The organism is Caballeronia sp. LjRoot31, from assembly GCF_964253885.1.
Lineage (GTDB): Bacteria > Pseudomonadota > Gammaproteobacteria > Burkholderiales > Burkholderiaceae > Caballeronia.
This window is the reverse complement of the sequence record NZ_CAXURX020000001.1, coordinates 553823-576984: the sequence shown is the minus strand read 5'-3', so window position 1 is coordinate 576984 and position 23162 is coordinate 553823. Positions and strand designations below refer to the sequence as shown.

The window sequence follows — 23162 nt, the reverse complement described above, 5'->3', positions numbered from 1 at the left end:
ATCAACGCGCGTGAGCCGTGTAACGCCAAACGACAGTCGTAGGATTCATGCCATGACGGTAGCTTATCTGGGCCTGGGCGCAAACCTTGGTGACGCGCGCCAGACCCTGAAAGACACAGTGGTGTGTCTTGCTCAGCAAAACACGATCACCGTGCTCGCGAAGTCGAGCCTCTATCGCACCGCGCCCGTGGACGCCGGTGGCGACGACTACTTCAATTACGTCGTCAAGATCGATACCACGCTGGCCGCGCGCCAGTTGCTGCGGCTGTGCCACGGCATAGAAAGCCATTTCGGACGCGAGCGGCCATACAGGAACGCGCCGCGTACACTCGATATCGACATCCTGCTGTACGGCGATTCCTGCATCGAGGAAGCCGATCTCGTCGTGCCCCACCCGCGTCTCACCGAGCGCGCGTTTACACTCGTGCCGCTGGTCGAACTCGACCGCGATGTGGTCATCGCGCAACGCGGCCGAGCCGATGCATTCCTCGCCTCGGTTCAGGATCAACGTATTGAAAAAGTGGCGACACATCAGTGCCCGCTATTCGCTTCCCGCTGCACTTCGCGACGCGAAGCCTGAAAAATTTGCGATGCGAAGCCCGAAATTCCGCGACGCGAAGCCTGAAAGGTGAATAGTCCATGAGCATGTCGCCCCTTACCGTCACCGCGCCGCAGTTGCGCCCGCCGCATCGGTATATTGCGATTGAAGGGCCTATTGGCGTCGGCAAGACCACGCTGGCGCGCTTGCTCGCCGAACGCTGGTCAATGCGCACGCTGTTCGAGCGCCCGCAGGAGAACGTGTTTCTAGAGCGGTTTTATCGCGACAACACGCGTTACGCGCTGCCTACGCAATTGCAATTCACGTTGCAGCGCGCGCAGCAAACGCAGGAGATCGCAGCGGCGCTGCTGGGCGCACCCGGGCATCTCGGGCAACACGCCAGCGCGCCGCTCATCACCGACTTCCTCACCGATAAAACCGCGTTGTTCGCGCGTCTCACGCTCCCCGACGACGAATTCGAGCTGTTCCGGGAGATCGCCAAGCGTATTGATACGTCAGCGCCCGCGCCGGATCTGGTCGTGTATCTGCAGGCGAGTCCCGAGGTATTGTTCGCGCGCATTCAAAAGCGCGCAGTACCGATGGAACTGCAAATCCCGGACGCGTACCTGCGCGCCCTCTGCGACGCCTACAATGACTTCTTCTATCACTACGACGCCACGCCGCTGTTGACGGTGAACGCCGAGCATCTGAATCCGCTGGAATCGGACGCCGATCTGGCGCTGCTGGTTGATCGAATTGAAACCATGCGTGGGCGCAAGGAATTCTTTGTCAAGGGCACGTCACTTTAAGTCCGTCCGGCTTGCGCGCAGGCGTGCCGTCTCTTATCTAGTCGATGTGGAAATTCTCATGGCGTATTTGCAGGAAACCAGCCGCACCGCGATCACCGTCCCGAAGCTTCGGACCATGCGTGAAGCCGGCGAAAAAATCACGATGCTGACGTGCTACGACGCGAGTTTTTCCGCGTTGCTGGATCGTGCGGGCGTCGATGTATTGCTGATCGGCGATTCGCTTGGAAATGTGTTGCAAGGGCATGGCACGACGCTGCCCGTGACGCTGGCCGATATTGCGTATCACACCGCCGCGGTCGCACGCGGCAACAAGAACGCGCTGGTCGTCGCCGATATGCCGTTTGGCACAGTCGGCTCGCGCGAGGAAACCTATGCAAACGCCGTGCAATTGATGCGCGCGGGTGCGCAGATGGTGAAGATCGAAGGCGGTGAATGGGTCGCCGATACGGTCAGGTTTCTCGTCGACCGGTCAATTCCCGTTTGCGGGCATGTCGGGTTGACGCCGCAATCGGTGCACGCGTTTGGCGGGTTCAAGGTGCAAGGGAAAACCGACGCCGGCGCCGAGCAAATGCGCCGCGATGCCCTCGCGTTTCAGAATGCCGGCGCGCAGTTGCTGGTGATCGAAGCGGTGCCTACGCTGGTGGCTAGCGAGGTGACGCAGCAGTTGGTCATCCCGACTATTGGCATTGGCGCGGGGCTCGATTGTTCGGGCCAAGTGCTCGTGCTGCACGACATGCTCGGGATTTTTCCTGGCAAACGGCCGCGGTTTGTTAAAGACTTCATGCAAGGGCAGCCGAGTATTCTTGCAGCCGTCGAAGCGTATGTTCGCGCTGTCAGGGAGAAGACATTTCCGGGGCCGGAGCATACGTTTTAAGGGGGTTGTTGTTCGTTTGTTGTTCTGTCAGAGGCGGCGTTCTTGTTCGCCTCTGCTTAGCTCAACCGCTTCAACCGCGCCGGCATCGCGCCGCGCAGCGCGTTGCAGATCATCAACGATTCTGCACGGTCAAGGTCCTCACGCGTCAGCGTGCGTTCCTCAGCATCCAGCTCTTCGATCAATACACCACGCATCACGCCCGGCAACAATCCTGCGTCGAGCGGCGGCGTGCTCCAGCGGCCATTGAGTCTCACGAACACGTTCGATCGCCCGCCTTCCGTCAGCTCTGCGCGCTCGTTGAAAAACAGCATGTCGAACGCGCCTAGCGCTTCGGCCTCGCGCCACGCACGGTCATAGTCTTCACGCGACGTTGTCTTGTGCCTGAGCAACGGATCGTCCGCCGATCGCGCTGCGAAGCCATATTCCGATGCCAGCAAAACGTCGGCCGTCGACGCCGCCAACGGCACGAGCGGCGCACTCGTCACGGTAATCTCGCCGCTTTTGCTCAACGCAATCCGCAACCGATAACCCGCCTGCGCTTCGAAGCTCGCGCATGCTTCATCGATACATTCCTGCAGCTTCGCCCGATCAAGCGGAAAGCCACACCATTGCGCACTGGCCTCAAGCCGCGAAAGATGGCGATCCCAATGGCGAATCCCTTCTTCCTTAGTCGCGAACGTGGTCTCGAAGAGCTGGAAACCCGGATCGGAGCCAATCAGGAATTGAGCCTTCAATTCGCACTCCTCGAATTCATCGGCGGCGACGCTGTCCAGCACAATGCCCGCGCCCACGCCCATCCTGCCTCTGCCGTGCCGTATTTCCAGCGTCCGGATCGGCACCGACAAACAGAAGTCCCGGCGCTTGTCCAGCCAGCCGATCGCGCCCGTATAAATGCCGCGCGGCGTGCTTTCCAGCGCATCGATCAGTTGCATCGTCTTGTGCTTGGGCGCGCCCGTGATCGACCCGCACGGCATAAGCGCCCGAAGGATATGTGCGAAGGTGGTGCCGGGAAGCAACCGTGCTTCCACCGTCGATGTCATCTGCCAAACCGACGTGTACGGTTCAACCGAAAACAAGCGCGGCACGTGCACGCTTCCCGTAACCGCGACACGCGACATGTCGTTGCGCAGCAAGTCCACGATCATCACGTTTTCGGCGCGATTCTTCGGGTCGAGCCTCAGCCATTCCGGGTCCGCACTGCGGGGCGCCGTGCCCTTCATCGGCCGCGCCTGCAGCACGTCGCCCTCGCGCTGGATGAACAACTCGGGCGAGCACGAGAGCACATCGCGCCCATCGGGCAGCGCAATCAGCGCGCCGTATTGCACAGGCTGCCGCTCCCGCAGCCGTCGATACAACCCAACTGCCGAGCCAAAGACATCGAAGGCGAGACGGAAGGTGTAGTTGATCTGATAGGAATCGCCGGCCTGCAACGCTTCCTGAACGGCCGCGATGGCCTGCTCGAACGCGTCGGGCGTCACGCTCGCTTCAACGTTCGCGACACCCGCCACCGATGGCTGGCCGGCCAGGCCGTTATCACGCGCGACGAGCCATTGATTCGCCTCTTCACACGATAACAACGTGCACTCGCGGAACAACAAAAAGCGCAGCGCGGCATCGCCGGGCTGCGCTAACTGAAGATTGCGGCCAAATTCATAATCCGCGAGCATGACGGCGTGCAATCCGTCGCGCAGGTCTGCTTCAACACTCGCACATACTGCGTCGAGTTGGGCGGGATCATGGCACGACCGTTCATGCAAGAAGCTGGCGTACAGGCGACTCGACCGCCTTTCGGCGGTCGAGTCGCAATCGTCGAGCAGCGCGAAAACCTCGCGGCGTTGCTGCATGATCATCGCCTTGGTCGAGAGAACCTCAATCGAAGAAACTCTTCACCCGATCGAACCAACTCTTGCTTTGCGGGCTATGACGCGCGCCGCCTTCCGTCAGTGAACGCTCGAACTGCTTGAGCAGATCACGTTGCTGGTCGGTGAGCTTGACCGGCGTTTCGACCTGCACATGCACATATAGGTCCCCGGCAATGCTCGAGCGCAATCCCTTGATACCCTTACTACGCAGCCGGAACGTCTTGCCCGACTGCGTGCCTTCCGGCACGGTGAAACTCGCGCGGCCAGCCAGCGTGGGCACTTCAATCTCGCCGCCAAGCGCCGCCGTGGAGAAGGGAATCGGCATCTGGCAATGCAGGTCGTCGCCGTCGCGTTCGAACACCGAATGCTGCTTGATGTGAATCTCGACGTACAAGTCACCGCTCGGACCGCCGTTGATGCCGGGCTCGCCGTTACCCGACGAGCGAATCCGCATGCCGTCGTCAATACCCGCCGGGATCTTCACCTCCAGCGTCTTCGTTTCCTTCACCTTGCCCGCGCCGTGGCAATGACCGCACGGCTCAGGAATGTGGGTGCCGGTGCCATGACACTTCGGGCAAGTCTGCTGGATGCTGAAAAAGCCCTGCGACATGCGCACGGTGCCTTGTCCCTGACACGTCGGACAGGTTTCCGGCTTGGTGCCGGGCTTCGCACCCGAGCCCTTGCAAATCTCGCAATTCACCCAACTCGGCACGCGAATTTGCGTGTCGTAGCCATGTGCTGCCTGCTCCAGCGAGATTTCCATGCTGTAGCGCAAATCCGCGCCGCGATAAACCTGCGGACCCGCGCGCCCACGACTGGCTCCCGCTGCGCCGCCGGCCGCCTGGCCGAAGATGTCGCCGAAAATATCGCCGAAGGCATCGGCGAATCCGCCAAAACCCTGCTGACCCGGACCGGCCATGTTCGGATCGACGCCGGCATGCCCGTATTGATCGTAGGCCGCGCGCTTTTGCGGATCCGAGAGCATTTCGTAGGCCTCTTTGACCTCCTTGAAATGCGCTTCCGAATCCTTGTTATCCGGATTGCGGTCGGGGTGATGCTTCATCGCAAGCTTGCGATAAGCCTTCTTGATTTCGTCGTCGCTCGCATTCTTCGCGACGCCCATAACCTCGTAGTAATCCCGTTTCGCCATATCGGTTCAGCGCCACCGCGCCTGATCAGAGATCAGGTCCGGCAGCTCCCTCTTGGATGCCTGGAGTCTCGCGACTCATGTGGTTCGTCGACGCGTGCCCACCATGCGTGATTCGCGCGATCAATAAGTGACCAGCACGCAAATCAAGCCGCACGAAGCGCAGCGCCCTCTAAAAAAACAACGTGCCCGGAAAGCCATTCGGCTCGCCAGGCGCGTTCTTCGTCCGTACGCTCAACTGGGCGCAAGACATTTTTCGTCGCGGTCCCGTGCAAAATCAAAGCTGCACGGGACCGGTTCCTTCATCGACGAACTGCTGATGCGGTTCAATCGACTCAGTCCTTCTTCACTTCCTTGAAGTCGGCATCGACAACATCGTCGTGCTGCTCCGGCGCCGCCTGCGCACCGGGGCCGCCTGCTGCGCCCGCTGCCCCAGCTGCTCCCGCCGCACCTTGCGCTGCAGCCATGTCGGCGTACATCTTTTCGCCGAGTTTCTGCGACGCCGTTGCCAGCGTTTCGATCTTCGCGTCAATCGCAGCCTTGTCAGCCGTGCTGCCCTTCAGCGCTTCTTCAAGATCCTTCAACGCCGCTTCGATCTGCTCTTTTTCAGCCGCTTCGATCTTGTCGCCGTATTCAGCCACGGCCTTCTTCGTGCTGTGCACCAGCGCGTCGCCCTGATTGCGCGAGTCGGCCAGTTCACGCAGACGGTGATCTTCTTCCGCGTTCGCTTCGGCGTCCTTCACCATCTTGTCGATCTCGGCGTCCGACAGGCCCGAGTTCGCCTTGATGACGATGCGGTTTTCCTTGCCCGTTGCCTTGTCCTTCGCGCCGACGTGCAAAATCCCGTTCGCGTCGATGTCAAAGCTCACTTCGATCTGCGGCGTGCCGCGCGATGCCGGCGGGATGCCTTCAAGGTTGAACTCGCCCAGCAGCTTGTTGCCTGCTGCCATCTCGCGCTCGCCTTGGAACACCTTGATCGTCACGGCGCTCTGGTTGTCATCAGCTGTCGAATAGACCTGTGCGTGCTTGGTCGGGATGGTCGTGTTCTTGTTGATCATCTTCGTCATCACGCCGCCGAGGGTTTCAATACCCAGCGACAACGGCGTCACGTCCAGCAACAACACGTCTTTCCGATCACCCGACAACACCTGGCCTTGAATCGCAGCGCCAACCGCCACGGCTTCGTCCGGATTCACGTCACGACGCGGGTCCTTGCCGAAGAATTCCTTCACCTTTTCCTGCACCTTCGGCATACGCGTCATACCGCCGACCAGGATGATGTCGTCGATTTCGCCGACCTTCACGCCTGCATCTTTAATCGCGATACGGCACGGTTCCATGGTGCGCTCGATCAGGTCCTCGACCAGCGACTCCAGCTTCGCACGCGTAATTTTCAGGTTCAAGTGCTTCGGACCCGACGCGTCCGCCGTGATGTACGGCAGGTTGATTTCGGTCTGAGCGGCCGACGACAACTCGATCTTCGCCTTTTCAGCAGCTTCTTTCAGGCGTTGCAGCGCGAGCACGTCGCGGCTCAGATCGACGCCCTGATCCTTCTTGAACTCGCCGATGATGTATTCAATGATGCGCTGGTCAAAATCTTCACCGCCGAGGAACGTGTCGCCGTTCGTGGAGAGCACTTCGAACTGCTTCTCGCCGTCAACGTCCGCGATCTCGATGATCGACACGTCGAACGTGCCGCCGCCCAAGTCATACACGGCAATCTTGCGGTCGCCCTTTTCATTCTTGTCCAGGCCAAACGCGAGCGCGGCTGCGGTCGGTTCGTTGATGATGCGCTTCACGTCCAGACCGGCGATACGGCCCGCGTCTTTCGTCGCTTGACGCTGGCTGTCGTTGAAGTACGCCGGAACCGTAATGACGGCTTCCGTCACTTCTTCGCCGAGATAGTCTTCAGCGGTCTTCTTCATCTTGCGCAGCACTTCGGCCGAGATTTGCGGCGGTGCCAGTTTTTGATCGCGGGCTTCGACCCAGGCGTCGCCGTTATCGGCGCGCACGATCTTGTAAGGCATCAGGGCGATGTCCTTTTGCACTTCTTTTTCGTCGAAACGGCGGCCGATCAGCCGTTTGACTGCGTACAGCGTGTTCTTCGGGTTCGTGACCGACTGACGCTTCGCCGGCGCGCCGACCAGAATTTCGTTGTCGTCCACATAAGCAATGATCGACGGCGTGGTGCGCGTGCCTTCCGCGTTCTCAATCACCTTGACCGTGTTGCCTTCCATGATCGCGACGCACGAGTTCGTCGTGCCCAGATCGATACCAATGATTCTGCCCATTTTTATCACTCTCCTGACTTTGATTGCAGCAGGTCCGTTTTCGCGCTTTCGACGTGGTTGACGGTCGAATCCGCTAGCCGGATGCCCAAAATTTAACCCTGTACGCCAAATAAGAGCGTTCGCATCGTTTTCAAGACCAGAAACTGACGCTTTCCCGCTTTTTTTCAGCCATTCTGAAACTTTTTCTGGCCAACCGGCTCAACCCTTCGCTTCGAGCGCCCGAATTTTCTCGCGAGCGGCGGCGACAGCGGCTTCGAACTGGCCAAGCCCATGCCAGCCGGTTGCTCGTCCGAGGCGCTTGCCCCGGTAGAAGAAGAACCACGTTGGCACGCCATGCAACATGAAACGGCGGCCGAGATCGCGATGCTCGTAGATGTTGCTGTGAAACCATTTCAGCTCGAGCGCCCGGATTTCATCCGGTTTTGCGAGCATCGCCTTCTTCGCGATTTCGCAGTTGAAACACTCGAAACCCCAGAAATACACAACGGCCAGTTCGTCCGCCGCCGACTCGAGGCCGGCGTCGAACGTCTCGGCGCTCAATTCCTGCATGTCGAAAGCGGCAAACGCGGTGACATCGACAGGAATATTGGCCATGACAGCAGCATCTCCGGCTGAAATGCTTATTTCGGCGCGGCGACCGTGACGAGCGCCGGGCGCAGAACGCGGTCCGCAATCACATAGCCCTTTTGCAGCACCGAGACCACCGTGTTCGCGTCCTGCTCGGCCGGCACCATCGAAATAGCCTGGTGGCGGTGCGGATCGAACTTCTCGCCAACCGGATTTACCTCGACCACACGGCCCTTTTCGAGGGCAGCGGTCAGTTGGCGCAGCGTCAACTCGACGCCTTCGCGGACTTTTGCCAGGTCGGTGGACGAATGCGTCAGCGCGGCTTCCAGGCTGTCGAGCACCGGAAGCAGGTTTTCCGCGAAGTTTTCGATCGCGAATTTATGCGCCTTCTGCACATCTTCCTGCGCCCGGCGCCGCACGTTCTCGGTCTCGGCCTTCGCACGCAAGAACTCTTCTTGCAACGATGCTGCCTTCGCTTGCGCTTCAGCGAGCAATGCCTCGGTTTCGTTTGCGTCGACGGTTTCCGGTGCGGAATTCCCGTCCGGCACGCCGGGTTGCTGGATAGTTTGAGCCGCCGCGGTATTGTCGGCGGGCGAGGGGTTCTGGCTCGCGGAATTGTCTTGCGTGTTTTCCATGTCGCTTGAGATTTTGCTATGGGTGAAAACGGATGAAATCGAACGCAACGTTGCGGTTTCGGCCCATCAAAAAGCTGCCGATGATAACCGCCAACTCAACGTTGCAAAAACGCAACGGACCCGAACAGCGGGCAGTGCGAGTAAAGCGAGGGACATCCTTGTTCGTCCTAAGAAACCCATCTGAGGCTCAGATGAGCGTTTTCAAGGGGTTGCACGTGCTTTCCGGGGCTGTTTCTAGCCTGCAGAAATGACCGGTTACAACCATTTTCGGCCTGTCATCAGATTCAGATTGAGCCGGTTGAGTTGCTCACCTACACTTCGAACATGTCTTCGGAAGCGCTAGTTAACCCTAATCTTACGAATGCCCGAATCCAAGTCTTTTAATCGCTAAAGCTTGCTTCAAGTCAGCTCTAGCGTCCGCTTTTCAGAGCTGTTGCGTTGTTACAGGGGGTGCCCATGAAACTGACCTTTGCTATTGCGATCGTCGCATTGGTACTCGTTGGCGGCACCACGACTATTTGCATGTCCGGCGCGGTCAACGACCACACTACGGAGTACGGCGGCGTCTCGGCCACCATGGAACAGTTTTTCAGTCCGAGCCTGAAAGTTTGTCGATAATGCGGCGGTCGCGCTTGGTCGGGCGGCCCTGCAATGCGGCTGCCGGCTCACGATACGTCTTCCTTCGCTCATTCTCCGCCACGCGTTTTTCCCGTCCAGCGTCCGTTTCAGCGTAAAGCGTCTGCGCAATGGGCGCCGGACCGCGCACTTCACAAATTCCCAGCACGTTCACTTGCCAAAGCACGTGTTCAATCTCGATCTCCACGAGATCGCCAACACGCACATCCTTGGACGGCTTCACATTCGCGCCGCCAATACGCACGCGACCCTTCTCGACGGCGTCGCTTGCCAGCGAGCGCGTTTTGAAAAAACGCGCCGCCCAGAGCCATTTATCGATACGAAGGCGCGCGCTGGAGTCAGTTGAGATCTGGTAGTTCACGAGTGGTCAATGGTAACTGGTCAATGCGGTGGTCTATGCGGCTGCGCTCAGCGTTTGCGGCGCCTGCACCGGCCAGCCCTGCAGGTGCTGCGCGACAATTTCGCCCAGCGCCTTGATCCAGGCCGGCGATGCGTTCAAACATGGAATCCGGTGAAATTCCTTGCCGCCAGCGTGCAGGAATTCATCACGCACTTCAATGCCGATTTCCTCGATGGTTTCCAGGCAATCCGACGTAAAACCCGGGCAGAACATGTCCACCCGCTTCACACCCGCCGCGCCAAGTTCCGCGAGCGAAGGCGCGGTATAAGGTTGCAACCATTCTGCCCGGCCAAAACGCGACTGGAATGTCACGCGGCATTCGACCGGCGACAACCCGAGCGCAGCCATGAGCAACGAACCGGTCTGTTGACACTGATCATGATACGGGTCGCCAAGATCCATGGTGCGCTTGGGCACGCCGTGGAAACTCAGCACCAGCCGGTCACCCGCTGCGAAGTCCGGCTGGCCGTGATGCCGCCAATAGTCCCGCACCTGCTCGGCCAGCGCGCCAATATAGGCCGGATGGTCTGCATATTGGCGGATGGTGCGCAATTCCGGCTGATTGCGCACGCGGCGCAAGGCGTTGAACGCGTCATCGAACGCCGTAGCCGTGGTCGACGACGAATACTGCGGATACATGGGTACGAGCAGCACGCGCTCGGCGCCTTCCAGCTTGAGTTGATTCATCATGGCCGGAATCCCGGGCGTGCCGTAGCGCATGGCGTAGTCAACGATCACGTGATAGTCGTTCACCATGAACAAGCGCCGCAACCCCTCCACCTGCCTTTCCGTATAGACCCGCAGCGGCGAGCCTTCGGGCAGCCATACCTGGGCATATTTCTTTGCTGACGCACGGCCGCGAAACGGCAGGATTGCCAGCCGCAGGATGACTTGCCACGCGAGCGCAGGAATTTCCACCACGCGCGGATCCGACAAGAACTGCGCGAGGTACTTGCGCACGGCCTTGGGCGTGGGCGCGTCCGGCGTGCCGAGGTTGATCAGCAGCACCGCAACGCGATGCGAAGCGGAAGGCTGCGAAGGCAACTCGAGGTCGTAGCGCATAAAGGGGAGAGGCTGTGAAGCCCGTGTCAGTCAAGTAAGTGAAACCCATTATAGCGGCGCGTTTCGGAACGCAACATCGGCCGAACGGCCGAGTGGTGAACGGGACTGGGGCAAGGCAAGATGGGTTGTCTGCCGGGGGATTCGCAGCATTTTGCGGGCCGGACCGGCAGACGGCGTATTGCACGCTTATTGCACTATTGCTGGCTACTGAGCGAGAGGGAGAGCAGGCGCGCGGTGATATCAACAATGGGAATCACGCGGTTGTAGGCCATCCGCGTAGGTCCGATCACGCCCAGCGTGCCCACGATCTTCCCGTTCACTTCATAGGGCGCGGTCACCACGCTCATTTCCTCGATCGGCACGAGATTCGACTCGCCGCCTATAAATATCTGCACGCCTTGCGCGTGGCTCGAGACATCGAGTAATTGAAGGAGACTCGTCTTTTGGTCGAACACGTCGAAGAGCTTGCGCAGCCGCGCCATGTCGGAGGAAAGATCCGCCACTTCCAGCAGGTTGCGCTCGCCGGAAATCAGCAGGGTGTCGCCTTGATCCGTTTCGTCGACGCTCGCGGCCACCGCTGCCTGCATCAGCGAGGTCATGTCGCCGCGCAGCGCGTCGATTTCCTCGCGCAGTCGGCGGCGTACTTCGTTGAAGGACAGCCCGGCGAAATTCGCATTGATATAGTTCGACGCCTCGGTGAGCTGCGACGGCGAATAGTCGCGCTGGGTCGCCATGATGCGGTTCTGCACGTCGCCTTCCGGCGTCACTATGATCAGCAGGATGCGTTTATCAGACAGGCGCATGAACTCGATCTGCTTGAACATGTGGCTGCGGCGCGGCGTGAGAATGACGCCCGCGAACTGCGACAGGTTCGACAGCACGCTGGCCGCGGCGGCCACGATCTTCGCCGGCTCGCCGCCCTGCAGCTTGATCTTGACGGCGGAGGTCATGGCTTCGTCGTCGGTAGTTTCGACGGTGAGCATGGTGTCCACGAAGAGCCGGTAGCCACGTGGCGTGGGAATCCGGCCCGCCGACGTATGCGGGCTCACCACCAGCCCGAGGTCTTCCAGGTCCGACATGACGTTGCGGATGGTGGCCGGGCTGAGCTCGAGTCCGGAATAACGGGACAGCGTGCGGGAACCGACCGGCTGACCTTCGGCGATATAGCGCTCGATCAGCGTCTTGAGGAGGGTCTGGGCACGTGGGTCTAGCATGGGGAAAGTTTAGCTCAACGTGTAAGGAAACAGCGAGCGCAGCAAATAGTGCGACGACGATTGACGTATTTTTGTCATTCACCCGTCATCAATTCATGATCCGCACCATTCTAACGACAATTCCCCGCCACGCCGGGCTTAACGTATACAGACAAGCCGTAGGCACCGCGGACGTGGCGCGCGGTTCTTTTCGACACTCACCTATGGTGTAATGCCGGCATGGAAATTGGCACCCAATTCAAGACCGTCGCGCTCGTGGGGCGCAACAACACGCCCGGCATCAGGGAGCCGCTGACGGCGCTCGCCGCGTGCATTGTGAAACGCGGCTTCGACGTCGTGTTCGAAGCGGAAACGGCGCATGACGTCGGCGTGACTGACTACCCCGCATTGACCGCGCCGGAAATTGGCGCGCGCGCGGACGTCGCGGTCGTGCTCGGCGGCGACGGCACCATGCTTGGCATTGGCCGGCAGCTCGCGCCGTATCGCACGCCGCTGATTGGCGTGAACCACGGGCGGCTCGGGTTCATCACGGACATTACGCTGGCCGAAATGCAGGAGCTGGTGCCTCAAATGCTCGCCGGCAGTTTCGAGCGCGAAGAGCGGACCTTGCTCGAAGCGCGCATTGTCCGTGACGGCCGGCCGATCTATCACGCGCTGGCGTTCAATGACGTCGTGGTGAATCGCAGCGGCTTTTCGGGCATGGCGGAGCTGCGTGTGTCGGTGGACGGGCGTTTCATGTACAACCAGCGCTCGGACGGCCTGATTGTCGCCACGCCCACGGGTTCGACCGCATACGCGCTCTCCTCCTCCGGACCGATCCTGCATCCGCAATTGCAGGGTTTTGTACTCGTACCCATCGCGCCGCATTCGCTGTCGAATCGTCCCATTGTTCTGCCCGACGACTCGCAAGTGGATATCCAGATTATTGGCGGCCGCGACGTGAACGTGAATTTCGACATGCAGTCGTTTACCGCGGTCGAATTGAACGACACCATTGAAGTGCGGCGTTCGCGTCATACCGTGCCGGTGTTGCATCCGGTCGGCTATAGCCATTACGCCACGCTGCGCAAGAAGCTGCACTGGAACGAATATCCCTCGCACGAAGACGCCACGAAACTCTAAGACGCCCATGCTCCGTCATCTCTCGATTCGCGACTTCGTCATTGTCGCCGCGCTAGACCTCGAGTTCGAGCGCGGCTTCACCGTCTTTTCAGGCGAAACCGGCGCCGGCAAGTCGATTCTTATCGATGCCCTCGCGCTCACGCTCGGCGCGCGTGCCGACGCCAGCATCGTGCGGACCGGAGGAGCGCGCGCGGACATCACCGCCGAGTTTTCTACTCACGCACAAGTCTCGCGCTGGCTGGACGAGCACGCGCTGGCTGCCGGCGACGCCGACACGGTCATGCTGCGGCGCGTCGTCGATTCAAGTGGACGTTCGCGGGCGTTTATCAACGGTACGCCGGCGACGCTCGTGCAATTGCGTGAACTGAGCGAAATGCTCGTCGACATCCACGGCCAGCACGCGCACCAATTGCTGATGCGCCCGGACGCCCAGCGCGAACTCTTCGATACCCATGCGGGCCTTCTCGACTCGGCACAGAAAGTAGCGCGGGCGCATCGGGTCTGGCGCGACGCAACGCATGCGGTGGAACTCGCGCAAAACCGCGATCGCGAGTTGCAACTGGAACGCGAGCGTCTTGCATGGCAACTGAGTGAACTCGACAAACTTGCGCCGCAGCCGGGTGAGTGGGAAGAGGTCAGCGCAGAGCATCATCGGCTGTCGCATTCGGCGAGTTTGATCGACGGTGTGCAGGGCGCGCTGAACGCGCTGTCCGAGTCGGACGAAGCCATGATCACGCAGCTCTCCGCGATCGTGTCGAAGCTGCGCGGTCTTGTCGATATCGACCCTGCGCTCGCCGACGTGCTGGCTTCGCTCGAACCCGCCGAGATTCAATTGCAGGAAGCCTCATATTCGCTCTCGCACTACGCTCAGCGGCTTGAGCTTGACCCGAACCGGCTGGCGCAGGTCGAGCATCGGATGGAACAACTGCATTCGGCCGCGCGCAAGTTCCGCATGCAGCCCGAAGCATTGCCCGAGGAGCATGCCGAGCGGCGCAGACAGCTAGCGGCGCTCGATGCCGCCGCTGATCTCGATGCACTGCGCGCGGCGGTTGCCAAGGCGAAAGAGGTTTATCTGGCGGAAGCGACGGTGTTGTCGAAGGCGCGCGGGAAAGCCGCGAAGTCGCTTGGCAAGGCGGTCACCAAGGGCATGCAGGAATTATCGATGGTCGGCGGCAGCTTTGAAGTCGCGCTCGTGCCGCTTGCAGAGGGCGGTGCGAACGGGCTTGAGCAGATCGAATTCCGGGTGGCTGGGCATGCGGGCGTGACGTTGAGGCCATTGGCGAAGGTCGCGTCTGGCGGCGAACTCGCGCGGATCAGCCTCGCGTTGGCGGTAATTGCGAGCACGGCGAGTCCGACTCCCACATTGATTTTCGATGAAGTGGATACGGGGATTGGCGGCGGCGTGGCGGAAGTGGTCGGGCGTTTGCTGCATCAACTGGGCCGCGACCGGCAGGTGTTGTGCGTGACGCATTTGCCGCAGGTCGCGGCGCGCGGCGATCATCATTTCCAGGTGGCTAAAGCCGGTGATTCTGCGGGGGGAACGGTTAGCACCGTTACGCCGCTGGATAAATCGAAACGGGTGGAAGAAGTTGCGCGGATGCTCGGGGGGCTTGAGATTACGGCCACCACGCGTAAGCATGCGAAGGAAATGTTGGCCGCGTAAGAAGGGATTTTCGTTCGCACTCGGGGTTCTGTTTGGGTGGGGCTGCGGTAGTGGTCGCGGGTCAATGCCGGGGTCGGGGTTTCGGCGTTAGCGGTCGGGGTTGATGCCGGGTTGCTGCTTTCAGTGTTAGCGGTCTGCGAGAGTCGGATTTTCTCTTTATCACTATTAGCCACTGTGCGTGGCGGCACGTCATTTCTTTGTCCAAAGCGACAAAGAAACGAAGCAAAGAAAACGCTTTCAACCACGCTACCCTAAGTGTCCACAGCGTGCAGTTTCTATTCATAGGTGCCCCAAAAGCACGGTGCTCGCCAGAGCGAAGGATGTTTGAACCCCTCCTTCTCGCGAATCCTGACACGAACACGCTTCGCCCCGTACGCTCTCGGGCAAGCACGAGGCGCCCACGAACCAGCACGGCCTAACGCGTATTTGCTTCTGCGGTTCTTCTTTGTGGGTTAGCTGCTCGGTCGGCGCGCTTATTTTCGTGGGCTACAGCCCAGGATATCTTCGCAGCCTCGTTTCTTGACGGGTTGGCGGCGTGGTTGGAGGCGCGTACTGATTTGGTGGGAGGTTGTCCGCGGATAGCGCGGGGTGAACCTTGGGCAGGTTCAATCACTGGTGGCGAAAATACACATCAGGCTGTGATTGGCGAAGCTGGCCACGGGGGCCCTCCAACGCAAGCCACTCACCGAACCTACCAAGAAACGAAGCCTTAAATGCGGGTGGGGCCGTGCGGGTTCCTTAGCAATGGTGCTTGCCCGAGAGCGTACGGGGCGAAGCGTGTTCGTGTCAGGATTCGCGAGAAGGAGGGGTTCAAACATCCTTCGCTCTGGCGAGCACCGTGCTTTTGGGGCACCCATGAATGAAAACTGCACGCTGTGGACACTTAGGGTAGCGGGTTTTAAAAGCGCTTTCTTTGCTTCGTTTCTTTGTCGCTTTGGACAAAGAAATGACGTGCCGCCACGCACAGTGGCTAATAGTGACAAAGAGAAAATCCGACTCTCGCAGACCGCTAACACTGAAAGCACCAACCCGGCATCAACCCCGACCACTAACACCGAAACCCCGACCCCGGCATTGACCCGCGACCACTACCGCCGCCCAACCCAAACAGAACCCCGAGTGCGAACGAAAACCTACCCAAATACCCGCTTCCAAAGCCCCGTTACCGCTTCCCTCTCCGCCACCACAACATCCGGTTCAACCCGCGCCTTCTCCATCCCGTCGAGTCTCAGCGTGTGCTGCAACTTCCTATACCGCCGATACGCCGCCGCCACCGTTTCCGCCTCCTCGGCACTCATCAGCCCGAACCCCGCGGCCAGTCGCAACAGCGAAATATTGCCCATATTCCGAATAAATTCAGCGTCTTCGCGCGCGTGCAGCAACACGCAATACTGCACGATGAACTCAATATCCACCATCCCGCCGCGGTCGTGCTTCAGGTCAAATAACTTGCTCCGGTTCGGATGCCCGGCATCCACGCGCTCACGCATCGCAACAATCTCCTGCGCCAACGCAGCGGCGTCTCGCGGCATCGTGAGAACCTGGGCGCGAATTTCCTCGAAGCGCTCGCCAATCTCGGCATCGCCAGCGCAATAACGCGCCCGCGACAGCGCCTGATGTTCCCAGACCCACGCCGTATTCGCGGCATCGCCCTCACGAATCTGATACCGCCGGAACGATTCCAGGCTCGTCACCAGCAAACCCGATTCACCATTCGGACGCAGCCGCAAATCGACATCGAATAACGTGCCCGCGCCCGTTGCCGTCGTGAGCCACGTGACCAGCCGGCGCGCGAACATCGCGTAAATATCGGCGGCGGCTTCGTCGGGGTCGTCGTGCAGGAAAATCAGGTCCAGGTCCGACGCGTAACCCAGCTCCTTCCCACCCAGCTTCCCGTAAGCGATCACAGAAAAGCGCGGTACCTCACGGTGACGCTTGGGAAACTGCGACCACACCGTTTCGATAGTGACATCGAGCACGGCATCAGCCAGCGCCGACAACAGGTCGCTCACATGTTCAACGGTCAGCTTGCCGCTCAGGTCGATCAGCAGAATGCGGAACACCTCTGCCTGATGTGCGTGCCGCAACAAGTTCATCTGCTGCTCGGCGCCATCGGCGGCGGCAATCTGCGCGCGCAAGGATTCGCGAAATTGCGCCCAGTCGAAGGGGCTCGCGATCACTTCATCGTCGAGCAATTCATCAAGAAGCTGCGGATGGCGGATCAGATATCCCGCCGCCCAACGCGACGCGCCCAGCACCGACAACACCCGCTCGAGCGCCGCCGGATATTCGGTGAGCAACGCGAGATAAGCGCCACGGCGGCTGACCGCTTCGAGCAGGTCGAACAGCCGGGCAATGGTGTCGCCGCGCCGCTCGGGCGGCTCGACGGCCTTCGCGGCTTCGAGCGCACGTTGCGCGACAATATCGAACCGCTCCCGGCTGCGCTCGGGCAAACCTTCGTATCGCGTGGACTTCCACACGTTGCGCAGGCGCGTGAGCACCGCGGTGGCATCGGTGAAACCCAGTTCGGTCATGCGCTCGACCAACTGTTCTTCGGCGCTGTCGTCGGCAAGCGCGCTGCTCCAGACCCACGACGCCGCCGAATCTTCCGCGACCGCGCAACCGCCGTCGCCCTTCACCTTATCGGCGAAAGTCTGGTCGAACTGATACTCAACGCGCGTCCGATGCGCCTCCAGCGCATCGGTCAACGCCGGGTAATCGGCGAAGCCCATTGCATCGGCAAGCACTGCGCGGTCGTCCGGCGCGACCGGCATGGCGTGCGTCTGCGCATCGTTTCGATACTGCAAGCGGTGCTCCAGCTTGCGCAGGAACAAGTACGCCTCGGTAAGTTCGCTACACACATTCGCCGATATCAACCCGTGCGCCGCCGCGCGATTCAGCACGGACAAGGTCGGACGAATCCGCAGATCGGCAATCTGGCCGCCACGGATCAGTTGAAACACCTGCGCACTGAACTCGATCTCCCGAATGCCGCCACGACCGAGCTTGATGTCGTCGGCTTTGTCCGGCCGCATCGACGCGCGCCGCTGCGCTTCCTGCCTGATCTGCACATGCAGCGCACGAATCGCGCTGATCACGCCGTAGTCGAGATACCGCCGGTAGATAAACGGCGTAGCGAGCGCGTCGAGCTGCTTCGCAAGCCGTTGCGCCGCTTCGCTTTCACCCTCGGAGACCAGCCGCCCCTTGATCCACGCGTACCGCTCCCACTCGCGGCCCTGCACATAGAAATATTCCTCGAGCATGCCGAGCCCGCAAGCGAGCGGGCCGGCATCGCCGTTTGGCCGCAACCGCATATCGACTCTAAAGACATAACCGTCTTCTGTCACCTCGGCCAATGCGCCTATGAGCTTGCGGCCGAGCCGCGTAAAATATTCCTGGGTCGACAACGCCGCGCGTTCGCCGCCTGCCGTCTCACCGTCTTCTTCATAGACGAAAATCAGATCAATATCCGACGACACATTCAACTCACGTCCACCGAGCTTCCCCATTCCCACTACACCCAGCGTCAAGCGCTGTCCGTCAGGCCCGCGTGGCTCGCCGAACGTGACCTCCAGATCCGCCGACAGCACCGCGAGCGCGCGCTGGATAGTCAGCTCGGCAAGATCGGTCATGGCGCCCGTGACTTCGGCAACCGGCGCGAGGCCCGCGAGATCGCGTTCCATCACCGTGCAGAAGACCTCGATGCGCAACCGCCGCAGCGCGGTCTTGAGCGCGGCTTCATCAAGCCGGCCGCTGGCCGAACGCGCCGAACACGCGTCGCAGAGGGCGTTCAGCCGCGCCTCTATCCACGCGCGGCGAATCGGCGCCTGTGACCATTCGGCCACTTGGGCCGGCAATTCGGGACGCGCGGCATACACGCGCGCGGCATAGTGGGAAGCGCTGGCACTCAGCAAAACGGCGTCGGTCATGAAAAGTCGGGCTCAGTCATTGCTCACAAACAAGTCCGGCAGTGCGCCGGGGCTTTTGCGCACATTGGCGCGAGGTGTGCAGAACGCCGTCCGGCGCGGCTTAGCGGCCGCATGGTAGCGTGTTCCCGCAGTTTTTTGCGCTGCGCGCTGTGTTACATTTCAACGTCAAATCTCGAAAACCTACCATATCGCCGACCCGCCGCAGCATGTCCGACCGAAAGGAATTCGCCGACCCACCTGAAGCTGTGCCCGTGAAGCTAGGTGGTCGCGCCGAGCTCGCGTTGTCGCGGGTGCTCAAAGTCCTTCTGGTGCTGGTTGCCGTGGTCTATTTCGCGGTCGCCGGGATCTACCTCGCGCTCCGTTACGCCGTGCTTCCCCAGATTGATGTGTTCAAGCCGCGCATCGAGCAAATGGTCTCGTCGAAGATCCATGCGCAGTTGCGCATCGGACGTATCACGGCGAAGTGGTCCGGCTTCGAGCCTTCATTCGATATCGACAATCTCCGGATCGACGCCGCCGACGGCACGCCGGGTCTCGCCGTGCCGCACGCCAGCGCGACGGTCGCGTGGCGCTCGCTGCTGGGTCCCATTCCGCTGCTCTCGAATCTCACCGTCGATGGCCCCGACGTCGTCATCTCGCGCGCCGCCGACGGAACCTTCAGCGTAGCCGGCGTGCCGATCCAGGCGAAACACACGGGCAACGACGCGTTCATGACCTGGCTGCTAAGGCAGCAAGCCATCGTGCTGCGCGACGGCACGCTGCGCTGGCACGACGGCGAGCGCGACGCGCCGGAACTCGCGCTCAAGCATATCAAGCTCGCTATTCTCAACGACGGCCCGCATCATCGGCTGGCGTTGCAGGCGTCTCCCGACGGCGACCTGCTGCACGGGCCGCTCGACTTCCGCGCGGACTTCACCACGCCCCGCTTCAGCGTGCCCGGCCGGCCGGCGAACTGGACGGGCCAGGCGTATCTGTCGACCGGTCCTGTCGATCTGCCCAAGCTCTCGCAGTACGCGACGATGCCATTCGCGACCTGCGGCGGACGTTTCGACAACCGCATCTGGCTCGACTTCGCGAGCGGCAAGCTGCAATCAGCGGGCGGCGACCTGACCGGCTCCGACATCGCGTTGCGCGTGCGTCCAACGCAGCCGCGTCTCGACGTGCCGATCGCGGACTTCCACTGGGATCTTGCGCAACAGGACGACGAATACACGCTGCACCTGGCAAACCTGCACGCAGAACTCGGCCAGCCGCCGCTCGCCGACGGCACGCCAGTGTCTCGCCTGCTGGCCTTGCATACGCTAACCGGCCATTACCGCGCAGCGACCTTGCAGCGCGGGCAGATGTTCGGGGTATCGGGCGATGTCGTCGATCTCGGCATCCTCGGTGAATTCTTGCGCACGCTGCCGTTGCCATCGAAGGCGCAAAACGATCTGATCCGATTCAACCCGCGTGGCCAGATTGCCAACTACACGCTGCAAACCGAGCGGCCCAGACCGGCGACCCACGCTCAAATGCTGGCTCAGCGGCAGACGGGCGCCGAGCCGCCGATACGCTACACGGTCAAGGGCGACTTGCGCGGCGTCAGCGTGCAGGCCCAGGAACCGCCGCCGGGACTGACGATCAACAACCATCCACGGGCCGGGATTCCGGGCGTGGAAAACCTGTGGGGCAGTATTGACGCGGATCAGGATCACGGCAGCGCGGTTATCGATACGAAAAATACCGCGATCACCATCCCCGGCGTCTTCGATAACCCGCGTCTCGTGCTCGATCAGATCGACGGCCGCGTGACCTGGACCCTCACCGACGCGCCCGGCAAGCCGCACAAGGCGATCACCGCCCACGTGGAGACGCTGCACGTGAAGAATGCGGACGCCGAAGCGAGTGCGACGGCCGACTATCGCAACGAAGGCGAAGGCCGGGGTGCGCTCGATCTCAAGGCAAAGGCCGCGCGCCTGAATGTGACGAGCCTCGTGCACTATCTGCCGACGAGCATCAGCGAAAAACTACGCGTGTATCTGGGCCACGCGTTGCAAGCCGGCATTTCGCGCAACGCCACCATCGAGATTCACGGCGACCTGACGAAATTCCCTTACGCAAAGTTCCCCGATGCCGGCCAGTTCCGCATCGTCGCGCCCTTCTCGGGCGGCAAGTTCGAGCCCACGCCCTATCCGCCCAAGACCATGGCCAACGGCACCCCGAATGTGTGGCCGGCGTTCGATGGTATTGACGGGACGTTTCATCTCGCCGAAAACAAGCTGGGCTTCGATATTTCGCGCGGCCATTATCTCGGCGTGAGCGTCGTCAAGACGACAGGACGGATTGAAGACCTGGGCAATCGCGAATCGAAGCTGCTGATCGACGCCGACGCGCATGGCCCGATCACCGACATGCTTCGTTATGTGGAAGACAGCTCGCTCGGCGCGCTCTCACACCACGAGTCGACGAAGATTCGCGCCACCGGCAACGCCGCGCTCGCGTTGCAACTGGAAATTCCACGGGTCGCGCCGCCGCCCGGCGTACGGCCGCACGTGGGTTACAAAGGCGCGCTCACGTTCAACGGCAACGAGCTTGCATACGCTGCGTTGCCGCCGCTGTCGAATCTCAAAGGGCGGGCGCGGTTCGGCGAAAAGACCGCGTCGCTCGATGGCCTCACGGCGAAATTCCTCGGCGGCGACGTGCGTGGCACCGGCGGCGTGAAACCCGACGGCAGTTATGCCTTCGATGTAAGCGGCCGCATAGGTGGCGACGCGGCTCAGAGCCTGAACGCGCACGATCAGGCACAAGCGGCGCAGATTCTCAAGCACATCAGCGGCACCGCACCGTACGACCTGCGCGTGCGCGGCGTGAAAAACGCGTTGCCGCAAGTTGAGGCCAACTCCGACCTGACCGGCCTCGGCCTAGACTTTCCGGCGCCCTTCAACAAGAGCGAGGGCACGCCCATGCCCGTCTCGTTCACGTTCACGGCAATGGCCGGATCGCCCCAGGAGCACGACGCGAAACTCACGCTCGGGCCGGTGAATGCGCATTACTTGCTCAAGCAGACCGGCAAGGAAGCGCCGATCGTGGAACGGGGTGCTATCGGCGTAAACAAACCGGCCGATCTGCCGGAACAGGGTGTGACGGCTGCGGTGGATATCGACGAACTCGATGCCGATGCGTGGCGCAAGCTGATCGCCGAATTGGGACCGATGCCACAACCGGACCCGCAGACTCAATCGCAATCGCAGGCGATGAAGCAATTCCTCCCCAAGCGCTTCGCGCTGCATTTCGCCACGATCAAGCTGCTCAACCGGCGCTGGGAAGATGTGGCAATAGGCGCAAATCTCGGCGATGACCGCAAGTGGCAGGCGAACATTGCGTCGGATCAGGTTACGGGCAATGCGCAATGGATGCCGGGCGCGACGAAGGGCAGTCCGGGCGCGTTGCAGGCGCGGTTCACGAAGGTCGTGATCCCGGGGAAGGAGGAAACCGACCTGGTCACGCAGATGATCCGCAAGCCGCCGGCCAACATGCCGTCCATCGATTTGATCGTGAACGAACTCGTGGTGCGCGGGCGCACGCTCGGACGCCTTGAGGTGGACGCGCGCAACGACGTGGAAGACAACGTGCCGGTCTGGCATCTGGATAAGCTGGACTTGAGCAACCCGGACGCGACACTGTCGGCCACGGCCAACTGGCGCACGATCAGCGGTCCCGTCGGTTTTCCAGCCGACGCCGACGACAACGCCCCCCGCCGCACCGCGGTGGATTTCAAGCTGGACATCACCGATGCCGGTGCGCTGGTCGAACGGCTGGGCTTGCCGCGGACGGTGAAGAACGGCAAAGGCACGGTCACGGGCCAGCTTGGCTGGGACGGTAGTCCGGCTGCAGTCGACCTGCCCACGCTCAACGGTAAGCTGGACGTCGACTTGCATCATGGCCAGATTCTCAAGGTCAACCCCGGCGCGGCCAAGCTGCTCGGCGTGCTCAGCCTGCAAAGCCTCGCGCACTTCCTCACGCTGAATTTCCAGGACGTGGTCGGCAAAGGGCTGCCGTTCGAAAAAATCACCGGTTCAGGCACGGTTCAGGATGGCATCGGCCGCACCAATGATTTCACGATGATCACGGCGCCGGCACGCGTCGAGCTGAAGGGGCTGGTCGATCTGCCGAAGGAAACCCAGGACCTGCACGCCAAGGTCATCCCAACCATCAGCGCGGGCGCCGTGGCGCTGGGCGCCGCCGTGATCAATCCTTTGCTCGGGATCGGCACGCTGGTGGCCGACCTGCTGCTCTCGAAGTCGATTGGAAAAGCGTTCACGATTGACTATTCCATTACCGGCTCGTGGTCGAAACCCGTCATTCAGCGGGTGAAAGGCGATCAGGGTAAGATCGAAATTCCCGCTGCCACCGTGCCCAACTGATCTTTTT

Annotated in this window: 17 protein-coding genes; 8 read left to right on the top strand and 9 right to left on the bottom strand. The window is 61.2% G+C overall.

The features are described 5' to 3' along the window. The first annotated feature begins 52 nt into the window (after window positions 1-52). The 3 genes from folK to panB are packed head-to-tail and all read left to right on the top strand — an operon-like array spanning window position 53 to window position 2221. Window positions 53-580, top strand: coding sequence for a 2-amino-4-hydroxy-6-hydroxymethyldihydropteridine diphosphokinase (gene folK, locus ACSQ8V_RS02500; protein ID WP_213765898.1), 528 nt, complete (start codon window positions 53-55; stop codon window positions 578-580). Window positions 581-639: 59 nt separating this feature from the next. After that, window positions 640-1347, top strand: a complete 708-nt coding sequence (locus ACSQ8V_RS02495; RefSeq protein WP_436204789.1) for a deoxynucleoside kinase — start codon at window positions 640-642, stop codon at window positions 1345-1347. A gap of 58 nt (window positions 1348-1405) precedes the next feature. Then, entirely contained in the window at window positions 1406-2221 is an 816-nt protein-coding gene (panB, locus tag ACSQ8V_RS02490; protein ID WP_213765896.1) for a 3-methyl-2-oxobutanoate hydroxymethyltransferase, read from the top strand. Window positions 2222-2277: 56 nt separating this feature from the next. On the opposite strand, the gene pabB is transcribed toward panB, so the two are convergent. The 5 genes from pabB to grpE all read right to left on the bottom strand — a co-directional run bounded on the left by pabB (window position 2278) and on the right by grpE (window position 8723). Then, window positions 2278-4071 carry an aminodeoxychorismate synthase component I gene (pabB, locus tag ACSQ8V_RS02485; RefSeq protein ID WP_436204788.1) on the bottom strand — a complete coding sequence of 598 codons (1794 nt, stop codon included), beginning with the start codon at window positions 4069-4071 and terminating at the stop codon, window positions 2278-2280. 19 nt (window positions 4072-4090) lie between these two features. Continuing rightward, window positions 4091-5233, bottom strand: coding sequence for a molecular chaperone DnaJ (gene dnaJ / locus ACSQ8V_RS02480; protein ID WP_213765894.1), 1143 nt, complete (start codon window positions 5231-5233; stop codon window positions 4091-4093). A 332-nt stretch (window positions 5234-5565) separates the two neighbouring features. Next, window positions 5566-7521 (bottom strand): molecular chaperone DnaK, encoded by a 1956-nt coding sequence (gene dnaK / locus ACSQ8V_RS02475; RefSeq protein WP_213765893.1) that lies wholly within the window; start codon window positions 7519-7521, stop codon window positions 5566-5568. A gap of 198 nt (window positions 7522-7719) precedes the next feature. Continuing rightward, window positions 7720-8115: a thioredoxin family protein gene (locus ACSQ8V_RS02470; protein WP_436204787.1), complete on the bottom strand. Its 396-nt coding sequence runs from the start codon at window positions 8113-8115 to the stop codon at window positions 7720-7722. Window positions 8116-8141: 26 nt separating this feature from the next. Then, window positions 8142-8723 carry a nucleotide exchange factor GrpE gene (gene grpE, locus ACSQ8V_RS02465; RefSeq protein ID WP_213765891.1) on the bottom strand — a complete coding sequence of 194 codons (582 nt, stop codon included), beginning with the start codon at window positions 8721-8723 and terminating at the stop codon, window positions 8142-8144. Between grpE and ACSQ8V_RS02460 the strand changes: the two genes are divergently transcribed. Both ACSQ8V_RS02460 and ACSQ8V_RS02455 read left to right on the top strand, forming a co-directional pair. Continuing rightward, window positions 8722-8907 carry a hypothetical protein gene (locus ACSQ8V_RS02460; protein ID WP_436204786.1) on the top strand — a complete coding sequence of 62 codons (186 nt, stop codon included), beginning with the start codon at window positions 8722-8724 and terminating at the stop codon, window positions 8905-8907. The two genes, grpE and ACSQ8V_RS02460, sit on opposite strands and share 2 nt — an antisense overlap. A gap of 272 nt (window positions 8908-9179) precedes the next feature. Then, window positions 9180-9341, top strand: a complete 162-nt coding sequence (locus tag ACSQ8V_RS02455) for a hypothetical protein (RefSeq protein ID WP_213765889.1) — start codon at window positions 9180-9182, stop codon at window positions 9339-9341. On the opposite strand, the gene ACSQ8V_RS02450 is transcribed toward ACSQ8V_RS02455, so the two are convergent. The 3 genes from ACSQ8V_RS02450 to hrcA form a co-directional block, all read right to left on the bottom strand. Next, complete coding sequence (locus tag ACSQ8V_RS02450) at window positions 9313-9720, bottom strand: RNA-binding S4 domain-containing protein (protein WP_436180769.1); 408 nt, start codon at window positions 9718-9720, stop codon at window positions 9313-9315. The two genes, ACSQ8V_RS02455 and ACSQ8V_RS02450, sit on opposite strands and share 29 nt — an antisense overlap. Before the next feature lie 33 nt (window positions 9721-9753). After that, window positions 9754-10821, bottom strand: a complete 1068-nt coding sequence (hemH, locus tag ACSQ8V_RS02445; protein WP_436204785.1) for a ferrochelatase — start codon at window positions 10819-10821, stop codon at window positions 9754-9756. A 194-nt stretch (window positions 10822-11015) separates the two neighbouring features. Then, window positions 11016-12035 (bottom strand): heat-inducible transcriptional repressor HrcA, encoded by a 1020-nt coding sequence (gene hrcA, locus ACSQ8V_RS02440; protein ID WP_213765886.1) that lies wholly within the window; start codon window positions 12033-12035, stop codon window positions 11016-11018. A gap of 219 nt (window positions 12036-12254) precedes the next feature. Here hrcA and ACSQ8V_RS02435 point away from each other — a divergent pair, with 219 nt between their 5' ends. After that, entirely contained in the window at window positions 12255-13157 is a 903-nt protein-coding gene (locus ACSQ8V_RS02435) for an NAD kinase (protein ID WP_213765885.1), read from the top strand. 7 nt (window positions 13158-13164) lie between these two features. After that, window positions 13165-14820: a DNA repair protein RecN gene (recN, locus tag ACSQ8V_RS02430; RefSeq protein ID WP_436180767.1), complete on the top strand. Its 1656-nt coding sequence runs from the start codon at window positions 13165-13167 to the stop codon at window positions 14818-14820. A 1133-nt stretch (window positions 14821-15953) separates the two neighbouring features. On the opposite strand, the gene glnE is transcribed toward recN, so the two are convergent. Further along, on the bottom strand, window positions 15954-18749 hold the full coding sequence (glnE, locus tag ACSQ8V_RS02425) for a bifunctional [glutamate--ammonia ligase]-adenylyl-L-tyrosine phosphorylase/[glutamate--ammonia-ligase] adenylyltransferase (RefSeq protein ID WP_436204784.1): 2796 nt from the start codon (window positions 18747-18749) through the stop codon (window positions 15954-15956). A 206-nt stretch (window positions 18750-18955) separates the two neighbouring features. Between glnE and ACSQ8V_RS02420 the strand changes: the two genes are divergently transcribed. Continuing rightward, window positions 18956-23155 carry a YhdP family phospholipid transporter gene (locus ACSQ8V_RS02420; protein WP_436204783.1) on the top strand — a complete coding sequence of 1400 codons (4200 nt, stop codon included), beginning with the start codon at window positions 18956-18958 and terminating at the stop codon, window positions 23153-23155. The last annotated feature ends 7 nt before the right edge of the window (window positions 23156-23162 follow it).